Origin of the sequence: Qipengyuania sp. YIM B01966, assembly GCF_016461955.1 — a bacterium.
GTDB lineage: Bacteria > Pseudomonadota > Alphaproteobacteria > Sphingomonadales > Sphingomonadaceae > QFOP01.
On the sequence record NZ_JADMNM010000001.1, the window covers coordinates 111016 to 127423 of the forward strand.

The 16408-nt window shown below is 67.1% G+C and carries 14 protein-coding genes; 4 read left to right on the top strand and 10 right to left on the bottom strand.

The features are described from left to right. Positions 1-7: 7 nt before the first annotated feature. The 8 genes from ILT46_RS00605 to ILT46_RS00640 all read right to left on the bottom strand — a co-directional run bounded on the left by ILT46_RS00605 (position 8) and on the right by ILT46_RS00640 (position 7303). Entirely contained in the window at positions 8-1162 is a 1155-nt protein-coding gene (locus ILT46_RS00605; protein ID WP_233396873.1) for a TrbI/VirB10 family protein, read from the bottom strand. Beyond that, positions 1162-1929, bottom strand: a complete 768-nt coding sequence (locus ILT46_RS00610) for a TrbG/VirB9 family P-type conjugative transfer protein (RefSeq protein ID WP_199502696.1) — start codon at positions 1927-1929, stop codon at positions 1162-1164. The genes ILT46_RS00605 and ILT46_RS00610 overlap by 1 nt, the downstream gene beginning before the upstream one ends. After that, the gene (locus ILT46_RS00615; RefSeq protein ID WP_199502697.1) at positions 1926-3137 is read right to left on the bottom strand and encodes a type IV secretion system protein; all 1212 of its coding nucleotides are present in this window, start codon (positions 3135-3137) and stop codon (positions 1926-1928) included. The genes ILT46_RS00610 and ILT46_RS00615 overlap by 4 nt, the downstream gene beginning before the upstream one ends. Next, positions 3134-5572 (bottom strand): VirB4 family type IV secretion/conjugal transfer ATPase, encoded by a 2439-nt coding sequence (locus ILT46_RS00620; RefSeq protein WP_199502698.1) that lies wholly within the window; start codon positions 5570-5572, stop codon positions 3134-3136. The genes ILT46_RS00615 and ILT46_RS00620 overlap by 4 nt, the downstream gene beginning before the upstream one ends. 29 nt (positions 5573-5601) lie before the next feature. Continuing rightward, the gene (locus tag ILT46_RS00625; RefSeq protein ID WP_199502699.1) at positions 5602-5883 is read right to left on the bottom strand and encodes a type IV secretion system protein VirB3; all 282 of its coding nucleotides are present in this window, start codon (positions 5881-5883) and stop codon (positions 5602-5604) included. Between the two features lie 12 nt (positions 5884-5895). After that, complete coding sequence (locus tag ILT46_RS00630; RefSeq protein WP_199502700.1) at positions 5896-6222, bottom strand: TrbC/VirB2 family protein; 327 nt, start codon at positions 6220-6222, stop codon at positions 5896-5898. Between the two features lie 6 nt (positions 6223-6228). After that, positions 6229-6870: a lytic transglycosylase domain-containing protein gene (locus ILT46_RS00635; RefSeq protein WP_233396874.1), complete on the bottom strand. Its 642-nt coding sequence runs from the start codon at positions 6868-6870 to the stop codon at positions 6229-6231. Between the two features lie 85 nt (positions 6871-6955). Next, on the bottom strand, positions 6956-7303 hold the full coding sequence (locus ILT46_RS00640) for a hypothetical protein (protein ID WP_199502701.1): 348 nt from the start codon (positions 7301-7303) through the stop codon (positions 6956-6958). A gap of 264 nt (positions 7304-7567) precedes the next feature. Here ILT46_RS00640 and ILT46_RS00645 point away from each other — a divergent pair, with 264 nt between their 5' ends. Together ILT46_RS00645 and ILT46_RS00650 are read left to right on the top strand one after the other, a co-directional pair. Next, positions 7568-9127 (top strand): hypothetical protein, encoded by a 1560-nt coding sequence (locus tag ILT46_RS00645; RefSeq protein ID WP_199502702.1) that lies wholly within the window; start codon positions 7568-7570, stop codon positions 9125-9127. A gap of 65 nt (positions 9128-9192) precedes the next feature. Next, positions 9193-11937 (top strand): TonB-dependent receptor domain-containing protein, encoded by a 2745-nt coding sequence (locus ILT46_RS00650; RefSeq protein WP_370592270.1) that lies wholly within the window; start codon positions 9193-9195, stop codon positions 11935-11937. A gap of 61 nt (positions 11938-11998) precedes the next feature. Here ILT46_RS00650 and ILT46_RS00655 read toward each other — a convergent pair whose 3' ends face one another. Then, positions 11999-12640, bottom strand: a complete 642-nt coding sequence (locus ILT46_RS00655; protein WP_199503061.1) for a response regulator transcription factor — start codon at positions 12638-12640, stop codon at positions 11999-12001. 178 nt (positions 12641-12818) lie between these two features. Here ILT46_RS00655 and ILT46_RS00660 point away from each other — a divergent pair, with 178 nt between their 5' ends. Both ILT46_RS00660 and ILT46_RS12340 read left to right on the top strand, forming a co-directional pair. Continuing rightward, complete coding sequence (locus ILT46_RS00660; RefSeq protein ID WP_199502703.1) at positions 12819-13589, top strand: Crp/Fnr family transcriptional regulator; 771 nt, start codon at positions 12819-12821, stop codon at positions 13587-13589. After that, positions 13586-15088, top strand: a complete 1503-nt coding sequence (locus ILT46_RS12340; protein WP_370592271.1) for an acetyl-CoA acetyltransferase — start codon at positions 13586-13588, stop codon at positions 15086-15088. Before ILT46_RS00660 ends, ILT46_RS12340 begins: the two co-directional genes overlap by 4 nt. Here ILT46_RS12340 and ILT46_RS00670 read toward each other — a convergent pair. Continuing rightward, entirely contained in the window at positions 15085-16398 is a 1314-nt protein-coding gene (locus ILT46_RS00670; RefSeq protein ID WP_199502704.1) for a radical SAM protein, read from the bottom strand. The genes ILT46_RS12340 and ILT46_RS00670 overlap by 4 nt on opposite strands. Positions 16399-16408: the final 10 nt, after the last annotated feature.

Consider the following 16408-nt stretch of genomic DNA (forward strand, 5'->3'; position numbering starts at 1 on the left):
CGCCCCGTCAACCGCCGGTCACGGCCGAGAAATCGAGATCGCGGGCGGTGAACACGCGGATCGGTTCGCCCTGACGCACGCGCACGGTCGGGGCGATGTTACCGTCCTGCTGCAAGGCTGCGGCTGCCGCGCTCTGCCCGCCGCCCAGCACCACCCCCGCCCCGCCCGTGCCCAGTGTGGACAGCCCGCTGATGACCGACATCAGCATCGCCGAGCCGAAGCGGCGGAAGAAATGCGAATTGACCTCGCCGGCAAGGCCGGTGGTCCCGTCGAACCCGACCGCGGGCGAAGCGATGTTGACCGAGGCGCCATCGGGCCGGATCAGCCGCGTCCAGATGACATAGGCGCGCCGCTGGCCGCCCTGCAGGCCCGACTGGTACTGCCCGATCAGCCGGCTCGAGCGCGGCACCAGCACGCGGCTGCCATCGAAGCTCTTGACGTCCTGGCTGACCACCGCGCGCACGAAGCCGGGCACGTCGGTATTGATCGCGGTTTCCAGCACCGCCGGGATCAGCGTCCCCTGCGTCACCGTGGTCTGCGGATTGACCATCGCCCGCGCCTGCGCCGTGCCGCCACCGACGCCGCCGATCCGCGCGGCAAAATCGCCCGCGCCGCTGCCGGCGGCTGCCGCATTGTCGCCCGCCGCCGGTGTCGTGGCCGTTGGCGCAGGGGCGGCGCTGACCAGCTGGCCGCTATCATAAACCAGCGTCGGGCTGGCATAGGGATCTGCCGCCGGAGCAGCCGCCACCGCGCCTTGTGGCGGCGCGGCATAGACCGGCTGACCGGACGGTGCGGGCGTATAACCGACGCTGGTAACAGCCTGAGGGGGCACCGGCGGAGCGGCGGGCACCTCCTGCACCGGCTGCGGGGTAACAGGCTGGACGGCAGCCGCCTGTGCGCCTGGCTGCTGACCCCCGACGCCCTCGGCCGGCTCCATCCGCGCGCTCGACATCGCCCACAGCGTGATCGCCCCCAGCGCGCCGATAAAGGCGATGCCGGCCGCCATGCCGAGCCCGTCCGAGCGGCCCTTGCGCTGGGTCACGGCGGGGAACGCGTTGCGGCTGGCGAGATCGATGATCTCGGCCGATTCCTGTTCGCGCGGGTCGATGTCGTTGGCCGCCGGGCTATCGCCCTTCTTCGGCAGACGCATGGCGAGACGCATCAGCGGAGCTCCCTGTCATCGCGGGCCAATTCGCCCGACGCGCGCATAATTTGCCGCACCAGCCGCGCACTGTCGCGGCCAGAGCGCAGCACGATTTGGCCCGGCACGCCATCGACCACGATCGTTTCGCCCCGGACACTGAAATTGACCGGCCCCTCGGTCCCTTCGGCATCGGTGATCAGGATCGCCGGCACCTCGCGTTCGGCAGGCCAGCTGAGGAAGGTCGATTGCCCGTCATCATAGGTCCGCACCGGCAGCAGCCGCGCATCGCCGCGCGCGCCCCAGGCAAAGTTGAGGCTGGCGGGATCAGGCGGCGGCGGCGCGGCGGCGGCCTCTGCCGCGGCCAGTTCTTCCGGGGAGGCGGAGGCCAGCAGCGGGGCGGGCGTCGCAGGCTCGGGCGGATAGAGGAAGGCGAATTCATAGACCGGCCGCCCGCGCCCGGCGACGAGGTCGAAATAATAGGTTCGCTTGTCGGTGACGACCGTCATGTTGGTCGCCGCATTGGGGCTCAATGGTTTCACGAACAGCAGATTGGCGCGCTTGTTCGGGGTGACCTGCCAGGCCTGCGAATCGCCGATCGCGACATTCTCGATCGTCTCTGTGTCGGCAAAGCGGATGGTCGCCTGCACGCGGACCTGCCCGTCAATGCGGATCACCGCACCCGGATCATACATCCGCTGCACCAGCCGCGCATCGGCCAGCGCCGGGGTGGGCAGCGCGGCCAATGTGGCAGCGGCGAGAATCGCGCCAAGCAGCGCACGGTTCATTTCAGTTTCTCCGTCGAACGGGGCGCGGCGGCACGAAACCGGCTGCCGACCCCATTGGTCCGCGATTGCGACTGGGTAAGCGGGGCCACCTGACCGGGCGCTGACGGGGCGGTGGCGAACACCCGCGTGGTCCGCGTGCGCCCGCCCTCGCGCGCAGCAGCTGCGGCGCCTGCCGGGTCGTTGGCGGGCGAGGCGGCCTGGTGGCCCGACAATTCGATCCGCCGTGCGGCCATGCCGCTCGCGGCGGCGGCACTGGCAGCGGCAGCATAGGGCGCGGCCATCGCCGGTGTGGGCAAACTTCGCGCGGCGCTGGCGGCGGCAAGCGCACCGGCCGTGTCGCTCTCCGCGCCCTTTTCCGGCACCAGCCCGAACACCGACCAGCCGGCGACCATCGTGGCCGAGACCTTGAGCACCATCACCATCAACGCGACGTGCACCGCGCCGAGGATAAAGAACGCCATTGCCGCCTGCGCGTTGATCTCGCCCGGCGTTGCCGCCAGTTGCGACAGCACCGGCACCGCCAGTTCGAGCATAACGCTGCCGCCCAGCACCGCGAAGAGCGGCGTCAGTGCCAGCATCACCAGCCCCTTGAGCCAGCCGGTAAACAGCCCGCGCGTCCCCTCGAACAGCCCCATGACGACGAAGATCGGCCCCAGCGCCACCAGCAGCGCCAGCGCGATCCGCGCGGTCACCAGCACCCCAACCGTGCCGAGCAGCAGCAGCGTCGCCCCCATCCACAAAAGGCCCGGCGGCGAAAAGGCCGAGATACTATTCCCCTGCGTCGCGGTGGCATCGCGCACGGCGGCAAACACGAGGTCGATCTTCTGCGCGAACACATCGGTTGCCGAACCTTGCGTGCCCATCATCAGGCTGGCGAGGTAATCGGGCGTCGCCACTGCCAGGTTCCAGACCACCCCCTGATAAGCGACCCAGCTGGTGGCAAAGGTCAGCACCAGCCCCAGCGTCAGGAAGCGCGGGGTCAGCGCGCGCACGCCGAGGCTCGAACGCCCCAGCATCAGGCGGATCGCGAAGAAGGCGACGTAGAGCGTCAACAGGATCGTCAGCGCCGGCACCAGCGCGCCGCCCGGCGCGAACAGCCGGCCAAACGCCTGCGCGGTGACCCCGCCGGCGACGCAATCGACCGCGCGCAGCGCGCCGGCAACGCCGCTGGCAGCTTCGGCCGCGAGCAGTTCGCATTGCGGGTTCATTCGGCCGCCAGCCGGGTTGAGTGGACGATCTCCTCGACCGCGCCGGTATCTTCGCGCACCCCACCGGGCCACGGTGCGCCGGTCAGCACCGGGAACCAGTCGGCCGGGTGATCGCCCATCGCACCGCGCAACAGGTCGAGCTTCCGAACCGACGCCTCGCGGCCCGACAGCACCGTCAGCACTTCGGGCGCGTTCGACAGATCGAGGCGGACGACCACGCTGGCATCGGGCTGGCGCACCAGAAAGGCGCGGCTATGCGCGGGCAGCGTGCGGATCAGCGCCAGTTCGTGGCTGGTGAGGCCGAAACCGTCACAATAATCTTCGGCCCGCGCGCGGGCGTTGGGCATGAAGATCATCGTCGCGGTCTGTTCGACCAGCGCGGTCGAAATCCGGCTGTCGAGCGCATCGCGCGCGCTCTGGGTCGCGAAACCGACCAGCGCGTTCCGTTTGCGGAGCGTCTTCAGCCAGTCGCGAATGCGTGCGGCGAACACCTCGTCATCGAGCGCCTTCCAGCCTTCATCGATCAGGATCATGGTGGGCTGCCCGTCCAGCCGCTCGTCGATGCGATGGAACAGATACATCATCACCGGCGTGCGCAGGCGCGGATTTTCGAGCAGCGCGGTCATGTCGAAACCGAGCACGCGCTGGCCCATATCCAGCTGGTCGACCGGATTGTCGAACAGCCAGCCATGCTCTCCATCCGCGATCCACGGCGCCAGACGGTCAGCCAGATCGCCCGGCATCGGCCGACGCACACCCGAGAGCAGCTCGCGGAAATGGCGCAGCCGCCGCAGCGACGCGTCGTTGGCATAGGCCGCATCGACCGCCTGCGCGATCAGCGCGAATTCTTCCGCCCCGTCCGCCTTCAGCAGCACCGCCAGCCAGTCGCGCAGGAAGGCGCGGCTGGCCGGGCTGTCGGGCAGCGCCAGCGGGTTGAACCCGGTCGGCTCGCCGCTGGCGATCCGGTCATAACGCCCGCCGATCCCGCGGATAAACAGTTCGGCCCCGCGATCCTTGTCGAACAGGATCGTGCGCGGGGCGAATTTCTGCGCCTGCGCGGCGAGGAAGTTCATCACCACCGTCTTGCCCGAACCCGACGGGCCGATGACCGAGAAATTGCCGAGGTCGCCGTGGTGGAAATTGAAGAAAAACGGCGTCGCGCTGGTCGTTTCCAGCAGCGTGACGGCATCGCCCCAATGATTGCCTGCCGCGCTGCCCAGCGCAAAGCCGTGGAGCGAACCGAAGCTCGCCATATTGGCCGAGGAAATCATCGCCCGGCGCACGATATAGCTCTCGTTGCCCGGAAATTGCGCCCAGAATGCCGGTTCGAGGTTGGTATCCTCGCGCACCACGATTGCGCCGGTATCGGCCAGCGCGGCGGCGCAGGCGGCGGTCGCATCGTCGAGGCGGGCGAGGTCGCGCTCGCGCACCAGCACCGACAGATGATGATCGCCAAAGCCGACCGCGCCATTGCCCAGCGCGTCGCGCGCGGCGAGCATATCGGCGCGTTCGGCCACCGCTTCCTCGTCGGCCGATTTGAGCCGGCGGATGGCAAGGTCCATCTTCTCGCGCGCGGTCTGGCGTTCGGACGGCGCATAGCTTTCGGTCACGACCATCTCGCACGGCATCCGCAGCAGCCCGTCGAGCAGGCCGGGCGAGGTCGCGTCGGGATAATCCTTGAGGCTGAGCATGGCCGCGAAATCGGGTTCGCCCGAGCCGCGCAGTTCCATCGCGTCGAGCCCGAAACTGGCCCGGCGATAGGGCAGCATATGGCCGATATCGGTTTCGTCCGACGGACGGCGCGCCGGCCGCATCTCGCCATTGTAGAGCGCGCTCAGCATTTCGAGCAGCTCGTTATTGGCCGCCCCGCTCGCGCCCGTGTAATCGCCCAGCACCGCCGCGCCATAGGCTTGCAGCGAAGCGACGAGCCCCGTCGTCGCCGCCTTCAGCGAACGCACGTCCTTGGGATCGGCGACCATTTCGGGCCGGCCACTGCGGTTCCACAATTTGGCCGCGCGTTCCGCCAGCCCCGCCTTGCCACGCGCCGGCCGGCGGATGAGGGTGATAAACTGGTCGTTGATGAACAGCGCCCCGCTGCCCAGCCGTTCGCGCCAGCGGCCGTCGATATGGGCCGACAGCGGATCGGGAAAATCCGCCTCGAGCGTCACCTCGACCCGGCGGCGGATGACGTGGTGATAGAGCACGAAGCGCGCATCGAGGGTCGAGCGCAGCATTACCTCGCGCGTCGCCGCATGGGCGTTGAGCGCGTCCGAATCCTCGGTCTCGAACAGCAGGCCCGGCACCTGGATGACCGTCATCACGCTGCCATCGCGCAGCATCAGCGTATGGCCGTCAATCAGCCGTTCGTAAGGGAGCCGGTCGCCCGCCCGGGCTTCCTTCGCGCTCCACGCGGCGGCTCCGATCCACTTGCTCATTGCGTCAGACCCCTTTCAGGTCACCCCGCTCAGGCGGCGTAGCTGTTGCAGCCCCACCGCTTCCAGTTCTTGACCCGCGGGCATTTCGACACCTTCGTCAGATAGAGGTCGAACACCCGTGGTTCGCGCAGGCAGGCGAAATAGCCCACGCCGTGAATGACCAGCGCCGCCGGCAGCGCCAGGAAGCTGCCCGTGATCAGGAACAGCTCGGTGGTGACGGCTGCGTTTATGATGAAGTAGTTATACGTCACCCCGGCGAACATCTGCGGCCTGGTTAGCGCGCGGTGCACGGGATGGCGGATGAGGTCCATCGGCCCGTCCCGTCAGCTCGCGCCGGCGACCGACTGGATGCCGGCAACGATGCTGGCCGCGCCGAACAGGATGAACACCCCGATGATGACGGTGGCGCCGAAACGCCAGTTGAGCCGCCCGGTCAGCATCATGAAGCCGACCGCAGCCACCGCCATCACCGCGATCGCAGTGGCGACATTGCCCAGCAGCGTGCCCTGCAACCAGCCGAGCGCGGCGACGATCGGGCCCGAGCCTTGCGGATTGGCGCCGGTGGCGGCGGCTTGCGCGAGCGCAGCGCGAGGCGCGGCGGCAAGCGTCAGCAGGCCGGCAATAAACGGAAGGCGGGTCAGCGCGCGCATGGTCAGTCAGTCGTCCCTGTATGGCTTGCTTGTATGGCTGGAGAGGCGCCCCAGGATCGAGGCGACGTAATTCTGGGTTTCGCGGATACGCGGGATGCCGCCGGCGCGGATGACGCGGCCGGGCCCGGCGTTATAGGCAGCCAGCGCGCGTTCGACATCACCATCGAACCGGTCAAGCTGCTGGCGCAGATAACGCGCCCCGCCTTCGAGATTGGCAAACGGATCGTGGGGATCGACACCCAGTTCGCGCGCGGTGCCGGGCATCAACTGGGCAAGCCCGCGCGCGCCGACAGGCGACACCGCGCCGGGGCGCCAGCGGCTTTCCTGCCACACCAGCGCCTCGATCAAAGCAGGGCTGAGATCATAACGCGCGGCCAGTTCGGCAACCTTGGCGCCGTAAGCCAGCGGAACGCCGCGCGCGTGGCTGGCCATGTCGGCCACCGCATCTTGCGGAACCGCATAATCGGCGCCGAGCTCGATTACCCCGGTCTGCGCGGGCGCGGCGTCCGGCTGCGCCACCGGGGTAACCCCCCGCCCGGCGACCCAGCGGGCCCCTTCGGCATTGATCTCCATCACGTCGGCATGGGCCGGCGAGGCCGCAAACGCGACCGCCAGCAACACAGACCAACGCAGCTTAGCGAGAATCATTGAACCTCCGTCGAGGGGCCAATGCTTACACTAAGTGACAGCGGCGTGACAAAAACCTGAACGCGCTCGGTAAGATCGCGGTTTGCTAGCGGGCAGCCATCCGCGCTTCGCCTTGGAAAGCGCCGGCATCGAGCATGGCCAGCGCCCGGCGGGCCAGCGCGCGGGAATCAATCCAGCTGCCATCCGCTGTTGCCAGGCTGTACCGCTCCGACGTCAGCGCGGCCTGTTCAAAGCGAGCCCGTGCGGCCTCGTGCTGGCCCTGCCGGGCCAAGGCAATGCCGGCATTGATCAACCGCGCCGGATCGCGTGCATCAGCGCCTGCGACCACTGCGATCACTGCGCTATCGGCTTGTGTGGGGGCGATGGGCGTAGCAGCAGCCGTGGCAGGCACGGGGGCGCCAATGACCAGCGCGGCAAGAGCAAATACGGACATTGGCATTCTCCCAATCTTCTTATGTCAGCCAATCTGCGCGCCACCTGCCCGATCTGCAACGCAAATGTCATATTGTCATCGGTCTGTAACATTAGCCCTTGGGTACTTCTTCAAACTGTCATAACCGTCACCGTTTCGTCATTCTAAGCGGCTCGAATTAAACGACATTCCTGCAAAGAAACTGTCACAGGCGGCGCCTAGCGGGGTCGGGCGAAGGGGCATTTCCGCACCTTCGAGTCTCAAGGTTTGAGGGGACCGTTCGCCGTGACCAATTTCCATCGCTCGCTCGTTCTGGGCTGCTCGCTGCTGGCCCTCGCCGGCTGCGGCGCCGACGAAATCGCTTCGCCCGGCACGGGCGGCAATGTGATCATCAACAATCCCACCCCAACGCCGACGCCGACCGCCACCGGCGGAACGGGTACGGTGCAACCGGCGGCCGCCTGTCCGACCATTTCCAACCCGACCGCGCTCACCGATGTCGGCACCATCACGGGCCCGACTGGAACCTGGCGCGTCTGTGAAATGCCCGCCCGCTTCACCGCTTCGGCCACGCTGCCCTATGTCAAGGGCGTGCTCTACGCCTTCCCGGGCCGCGTCGACGTTGGTTCGGATGGTGGCCCCGCGCCCGATAATTCGGACGGCGCGAGCGACACCAATGTGACGCTCTCGATCGAGCCGGGGGTGATCCTGTTCGGCAACGGCGCCGACTTCCTGATGGTCAACCGTGGCAATCGCATCAACGCTGTCGGCACCGCGACCCGCCCGATCGTCTTTACCAGCCGCGCCAACGTGCTCGGAACCAATACCGACACCTCGTCGGGCCAGTGGGGCGGCGTGGTTCTGGCCGGCCGCGCGCCGGTGACCGATTGCGCAGCGCCCAACGCGACGCCGGGCACCGTCAATTGCGAGCGCCAGGTCGAAGGTTCGGCCCAGCCGGCCTTCTTCGGCGGGGCGACGCAGAACGACAGCTCGGGCCGGATGAGCTATGTCCAGATCCGCTATTCGGGGTTCGTCCTGTCGGGCAACAGCGAACTCCAGTCGCTGACCACCGGCGGCACCGGCACCGGCACGCAGATCGACAACATCCAGAGCTTCAACAGCTCGGACGATGGCGTCGAATTCTTCGGCGGCTTCGTCAACGCCAGGCGGATGGTCATCATCGGCGCAGAAGATGACGGGCTCGACACCGACACCGGCGTCAAGGCGAACCTGCAATATGTCATCGCCGTCCAGCGCGCTGGCGCAGGCGACCTGATGATCGAGGCGGACAGCGACAATGGCCTTTACGAACAGACCCCGCGGCAGAACACCCGCGTGTCGAACGCCACCTTTGTGATGGGCAACACCGCCTCGGCGGCGACCATCCGCCTGCGCGGCGGCACGGATTATGCGCTGGTCAATTCGGTGGTGCGCGCGCCCGACAATAATTGCGTCCGCATCGACCATGCCGAAACCATCCGAGCGGCTGACGCGGCCAAGGATGAAGCCGGCCCGCCGCTGTTCGCCTCGGTCGTGCTGACCTGCAAGGATCCGTTCATCGCCGGCAGCGGCGTGACCCGCGACCAGACGGCGGCGCTGTTCCAGGGCCGCAACAACAACTCCGCCTTCACCAGCACACTTACGATGACCTTCATCAACGGCGCCAATGAAGCCGCGGTCCCGGCGTTCGATCCCAAGCAGCTGTCGAGCTATTTCGAAACCGTCAGCTACATTGGCGCGGTCAAGGATGCGAGCGACACCTGGTATCGCGGCTGGACCTGCGATTCCGCCACCGCCAATTTCGGCAGCGGCAGCGCCTGCACCGCCCTGCCGATTTACAACTGATCCGGCGCGGGGGCAGCCGCCGTGCTGCCCCCGCCCATCTTTTTCCAAGCCAGACCCGACCTGAAATGAGGGGGCCCGTCATCATGTCCACCGGCAAGCGGTTCGCCGCGCTCTTGCTGCTGTCCACATCGCTCGCCGCGCCGCATGGTGCGTTTGCGCAGGGAACCGCCGGCGCGGCCGATCCCGGCACGAGCACGCTGCCCGACGACAGCCCCGCGACTGATGCGCAGGCCGCCGCGGATACCGACCCGGCCGCCACCGCCCCTCCTGCTGCGGGCGAAGAACCGGTCGAACCCCAACCCGATATTTCGGCGCCCGGCGGCGAGATCGTCGTCACCGCGCGCCGCCGGACGGACATAACCCGCTCCTCCACCCAAGTCGTCTCGGTCCTCTCCAGCGAGCAGATCGCCCGCACCGGCGAAGGCAATATTGCCGGCGCGCTGGGCCGCGTGACCGGTCTGTCCGTGCAGGGCCAGGGTCTCGTCTATGTCCGCGGCCTCGGCGATCGCTATTCGCTGGCGATGCTGAACGGCCTTCCGCTCCCCTCGCCCCAGCCGCTCAGCCGCGTGGTCCCGCTCGACATTTTCCCGACCAATATCGTCGCCTCGAGCCTGGTGCAGAAAACCTATTCGGCCAACTATCCGGGCGAATTTGGCGGCGGTGTCATCAACCTCACCACCCGCGCCGTGCCCGACGAGCCGTTCCTCAAGCTCAGTGCCGGGATCAGCGGTGACGAACAGACGCTCGGCCACGATGGGTTCGACTATTACGGGTCGAGCCTCGACTGGACCGGGTTCGATGATGGCGCACGCGATCTGCCCCCCGCGTTGGCCGCGTTCCTCGGCAGCGGCGCGCGCCTGTCGGATGTGGGCGTCGATCAGCAGGCGATTGTCCGCGATCTCGGCGACCCCAACAAGATCCTCCTCCAGCGGGTCGGCAATCTGCCGGTCAACTGGTCGTTCGGCCTGACGGGCGGCACCGCGATCGACCTCGGCGATGCCAACACGCTGGGCATGATTGCCACCGCCTCGATCTCGAACCGCTGGCGCAACCGCTCGATCGTCAAGCAGACCGCGGTGGGCAGCAATCTCGACCTCAATACCGATTTCCGCGACTTCACCACCGACAATCGCGTGCTGGTGAACGCGCTGCTCGGCTTCGGGCTGGAACTGGGCGACCACCGGCTGCGCTGGACCAATCTGTTCATCCGCGACACGCTGAAGCAAAGCTCGCTCGCGCTGGGCGAGGATTTCAGCAGCGGCTTTTCCGAAGCGACGCAGCAGACCGGCTGGTTTGAACGTCAGCTGCTTGACAGCCAGGTCGTGGCGGAACTCAAGTTTGGCGATCTCTCGCTCGATCTGCGCGGCGGCTGGGCGCAGACCCAGCGCGAGGCGCCGCACGAATATGAATTCACCTATGTTCGCACCAACAATCCGAACGATCCGCTGGGCAGCACCTATATCAACATCCTCGACCGTCAACGCGGCAGCGGCAAGGTATCGTTCTCGGACCTGACGGAAGAACTTTGGTTCGGCGGCGTCGATCTCAGCTACCCAGTGCTTGATTGGGCCACGGCGACCATCGGCTACGCCTATTCCGACACCACCCGCCAATCGACCCGGCGCGAATTCCTGTTCAACGCCGGCGGCAATTTCGTCCCCGGCGTGGGCGCGTTGCGGCCCGATTATCTGCTCGGCGACGGGGTGGTCGATTTCTACAAGATCGGCCTGATCGAATCGACCCAGGCCGATCCGGCCTTTTCCGCCGGGCTGGAAATCCACGGCGCCTATGGCCAGCTGCGGCTGAGCCCCGTCGATCCGATCTCGCTCGACATCGGCGTGCGTTACGAGACCGCCACCCAGCGGGTAGATCCGGTCGAAGTATTTGCCACGCCGACAAATTCGGCCAGCGCCACGCTGCTCGAGAACGAATATTGGCTGCCGGCCGCGACGCTGACCTGGGAGGCGACCGATCGCCTGCAGATCCGCCTGCACGGGTCCAAAACCATCGCCCGACCGCAGTTCCGCGAGCTGATCTTCCAGACCTATTACGATCCGGAATCCAATCGCCAGTATAACGGCAACCCGCTGCTGGTGGACAGCACGCTGATCAATGCCGAGGCACGCGCCGAATATTATTTCGACCGGTCCAACCGGGTCACACTGGCCGGGTTCTACAAGGATATTTCCAACCCGATCGAAGCCTATTCAAGCTTTTCGGACAACAACCAGCTGACCAGCTTCGCTAACGCGCCGAGCGCGATCCTTTATGGCGCCGAGTTCGACGTCAATTACGGGATCGGGCTGGCGGATTGGGGCACCGGCGAATGGCTGGCGAGCAAGCGGCTCGTGATGGGTGCGAACTACACCTACACCAAGTCCGAAATCCAGGTTGCCGCGGCCGACACGACGCAGATCTTCCCCGGCGGCACCCGCCCGGCGAGCGATTATTTCGTCGATGGCGCACCGCTGACGGGCCAGTCCGACCACATGGCCAATTTCCAGCTTTCGCTGGAAGACACCGACCGGGTGCAGCAATTTACCGTGATGGTTTCCTATGCCAGCGAGCGGGTGACCAGCCGGGGCACCTCCGGACTGCCCGATATTCTCGAAAACCCGGGCGTGCGGCTCGATTTCGTCGCCCGCGAAGAGGTCGAATTCTACGGCCGCCCGGTCGAGCTGAAGCTCGAAGCGCGCAACATCCTCGGCCGCGATTACGAGGAATACCAGCAGGCGGGTGACCGCCGGATCGAGGTCAATTCCTATGAGGTCGGCCCGAGCGTCGCGCTGTCGATGGGGATCGAATTCTAGAAGGGCTCCTCGACGGGCCGTTGGGGGGTCGCCTTCGGGCGGCCCCTTCTTGCGCCAGCCGTCAGGCGATGTCGAACACGTAGCCGAGCGAACGCACCGTGCGGAGCGGGCGCGGCGCCCCGACAGTCTCCAGCGCGCGGCGTAGCCGGCCGATCCACACATCGACGGTGCGTTCGTCGATCGGCGGCTCCTGCTTGCCGAGGCCCGCGATCAGATCCGCGCGCGACAGCACCTTGTTGGGATTTTCCGCAAAGAAGCGCAGCAGGCGAAACTCGTTCGGCCGCAGCGCCAGTGGCCGGCCATCCCAGCGCGCCTGCAGCGCCGCCATGTCGATCACCAGCGGGCCAACGCTCACCTGCTGCGGCACCTGAAAGCGGCTCTGGCGGATTTGCAGCGCCAGCACCCGATCGAGGATGCGCGAGCGATCAATCGGCCCGACCATGTAATCATCGGCGCCGGCCCGCAGCGCACGGCGCCGGTCCTCGTCATTTTCCTGATCGAGCACCATGGTGATATGCGCGTCAGCCGTGCGGGGGTCGGCGCGCAAGCGGCGGCACAGTTCCAGCCCCGCGCAATCTTCCATCACCCAGTCGATGAACGCCCACATCGGCCCTTCGACCAGCCGGCGCGGCCCCGCCGCGCCAAGCAGAGCGAAGGTGAAGCGCAGATGATCGTGCGCGAAATCCTCCATCTGCTCGGCCATCGGATCGGTCAGGAAAATGTTGATCACATCGCTCACGGCGCCGCTCCCATGGCGATCGGATTGGCGCGGCTTTATGACGCGTTCATGACGCGCGATTGCGGCGGCAAGACATTGTCTGCTTGGCAAGCACGCGCAGGCGGGGTTACCACTGCCAAAAATGTGTAACAGGGGCGGGGTCATGGACATTGCGACAGAAGTTGCCCGTTATCCGGCTACCGGGCGGTTCCTGATGGGGCGCTTGCGCCAGGTGATGACCGAAGACGAAAAGACCGTCCTCGAGAGCCTGGTCGAGGAGGTCGTCAGCTTCACCGATTCACACGAGGTTTTGCGTCGAGGCGTCGCGTGTGATCGCAGCGCCATCCTGATCGAAGGGTTCATGATCCGCCGGATGCGCGAGCATGACCGCCGTTTCATCGTCGGGGTCCAAGTGCCGGGCGATTTCGCTGACCTTCATTGCTATACGCTGAAGCGGCTCGACCATGACGTGGTCACCATCGGCCCGGCCAAGGTCGGTTACGTGCCGCACGCGCGCCTGAACGAGGTGATGCGTGACTGGCCTCGGTTGGCGCGCATCCTGTGGTTTTCGACGCTGCTCGACGCGTCGATCCACCGCCAGTGGATCCTGAAGCTGCAGCAATTGCCCGCGACAGGGCGGGTGGCGCATCTGATGGCCGAGATGTGGGTGCGGTTCGAGATGGTCGGCCTCGCCCGCGCCAACGGGTTCGACACGCCGCTGACGCAGGCGGACCTTGCCGATATGTGCGGCACCACGCCGGTCCACATGAACCGCTCGCTGGGCGAGCTGCGGCGCGCCGGAATGATGGATTTTCGCCGCGGCCGGGTGCTTGTGCCGGATCGCGCAGAGCTCTGCCGGGCTGGTGATTTCGATGCCGACTACCTTTACGGCGACGGCTTGCTGCAGGCCGCCCTGGAATTCGGCGCCGCGTGAGCGCCGAGCCCGCCGAACGGGTGCCGGTGATCGTCGGCGTGGGGCAGGCCAATGATCGGCCCGACGATCCGGCGGACGGGCTCAATTCACTGGCGCTGATGGCGGAGGCGCTGGAACTGGCGCAGCGAGATGCCGCCGGCGCAGGCGGCTGGTTGGCCGATTGCGACGCGCTGGCGGTTGTCGGTCAGATCAGCTGGCCGCAGATCAACCCGGTCGCCGCCAAGCTCACCGCGAGGCTCGGCATGGCGCCCGCCCATGTCGAAGAGACGCTGCCGCATGGCGACAGCCCAGTGCGCATGCTCAGCGAGGCGGCCAACCGCATCGGGCGCGGCGAAGCGGTAATTTGCGCAATAGTCGGCGGCGAGGCGCTGCGAACCGCTGGCCAACTCGCGGCGCGCACGGCCGGGACAGCGCACGATCCGTTACGTCATGCTGCGCATCGCCGCCGGACGGGCTATGCCCAGACCTATGGCCTGACCGTCCCGACCGACATCTATCCGCTTTACGAAAATGCCTGCCGCGCCGCGTGGGGCCAATCGCTGGCCGAAGGGCAGGCCGAAAGCGGGGCAATCTGGGCGCAGATGTCCGCGGTCGCTGCGGTCAATCCGCACGCCTGGCTGCGGCAGGAGCGCACGGCAGACGAGATTGTGGCGCCGGGAGAACGCAATCGCCCGGTCGCTTTTCCCTATACCAAATTGCAGGTCGCCAATGCCGCGGTCAATCAGGGCGCGGGGTTCATCGTCACCAGCCTTGCCGAGGCCCGCCGGCGCAAGGTTCCCGAAGAACGGCTTATCTTCATCGGCCACGGGGCCAGCGCGCATGAGCCGGCCAGCATCCTCGAGCGGCCGGATTTCGTGAGCTCGGCCAGCATGGAGCTGGTCCTGCGCGCGGCACTCGACCGCAATGGCCTGTCGGCTGACGGGCCGGCGGCGGCCGAGCTCTACAGCTGTTTTCCCTGCGTCCCCAAAATGGCGCGGCGGGTGATCGGCTGGCCGGTTGACCGGCCGGTAACGGTATTCGGCGGCCTGACCTTCGGCGGCGGACCGATCGGCAATTATATGAGCCATGCCGTCGCTGCGATGGTCGAGCACCTGCGCGGCACGGATGGGTGCGGCTTGCTGTTCGGCAATGGCGGCTATGCGACCTACAACCACGCGCTGGTGCTGTCCGGGCAGCCGCGAGCCGCGCGCTTCCCGCAGAATTTCGACGTGCAGGCAGCCGCCGATGCGGCGCGCCGCCCTGCCCCGCCGGTTGACGAGGACTACGCAGGCCCGGCAATGCTCGAGACCTGGACGGTGCATTACGCCCGCGACGGCAACCCGCGCAGCGCCACCGTTGTTTCGCGCACACCCGCCGGCGCCCGCACGCTGGCGCTGGTGCCGGCTGACGATACGGTTGCGATTGCCGCGCTTACCGGCGGGCTGGCCGAACCGGTCGGCAGCGCGGGCCGGATCACGTTCGATCTGCCCGATGGCCTCGCCCGCTGGCGCTTTGCCTAGACCGCCGAGCTGAAGCGCCGGTCCGACTGCGCGCGGTGCGGGTCAAACAACGCCGCGATAGTCCGCGCATAGGGCAGGCCGTCTGGCGTGATCGCCAGCCGCGATCCATTGAGCGCCGCCAGCCCGCGCTCGATGAACGGCGCAAGGGCAGCGGGCTTTTCCGCAAGCTCGCCGACGGGCAGCGTCGCCTCTCCCCGGCAGAGCAAATTCGCGATCAGCGCCGCGCGCGCCTGCTCGGCCGGGGGGCGCACAATCCCGCGCTCGGCCGGCAACAGCCCTTGCGACAGCAGCATCCGATAGCGGCCGCTATTCTTTTCGGTTTGCGCCAACAGCCCCGGAAACTGGCTGATCGATGACGCACCCAGCCCAATCAGCGTGGTCGCCTGATCGTCGGTGAAGCCCTGAAAATTGCGCTGCAACCTGCCGCGCATCGCCGCCTGCGCCAGCGGATCATGCGCCAGGGCAAAATGATCGAAACCGACCGGTACGTATCCCGCAGCGGTCAATTGGGCGTGACCCAGCGCCGCCATCGCGAAACGCTGCCGCTGGTCCGGCATCGCCTCTGTCGCCACCGCCTTCTGCCGCGGCACGATATGTGGGACATGGGCATAGCCGAACAGTGCCACCCGGTCGGCGCCTAGCGCAATGCTCCGCTCGAGTGTGTCGGCGAGATCGGCCGCAGTCTGACGCGGCAGGCCGTACATCAGGTCGAAATTGAGCGAGGTGACACCCGCCTCGCGCAGCCACCCCGTCGTGCGCGCAATCAGCGGTTCGGGCTGGATACGGCCGATCGCCTGCTGGCAGTGCGCGGCAAGGGTCTGCACGCCGAGGCTGGCGCGGGTCACGCCGACGCCGCGCAGCGCCGCTGCCCAGTCGGCGCTCATGGTGCGCGGGTCGAGTTCGACCGACCATTCGGGTTCGGCGAGCGGGAAATGCGCGGTCAGCGCATCGACCAGCCTGATGAAATCAACCGGCGCGATGGCGTTGGGGCTGCCGCCACCAAAGGCAATCCGCGTCACCCGCGCGCCGCTCCGCGGTAGCAGGCCGCCAACCAGCGCAATCTCGCGATGGAGCGCGTCGAGATAGGCCTCAAGCCGCGCCCGCTTGCCGGCACGCGCGGTGTTGCAGCCGCAATAGAAGCAGATCTGCTCGCAAAACGGGATATGCACATAGAGCGAGATGTCACCGTGCGCCTGCGACAGCGCGTCGATCACCGGCTCGCGGCGCAGCGGAACGAATTCGGCCGCCGTGGGATAGGAGGTGTAGCGCGGGACCGGGGTCGCCAGCAGTTCGGGATAATATGGCCACATGACGCCGCTG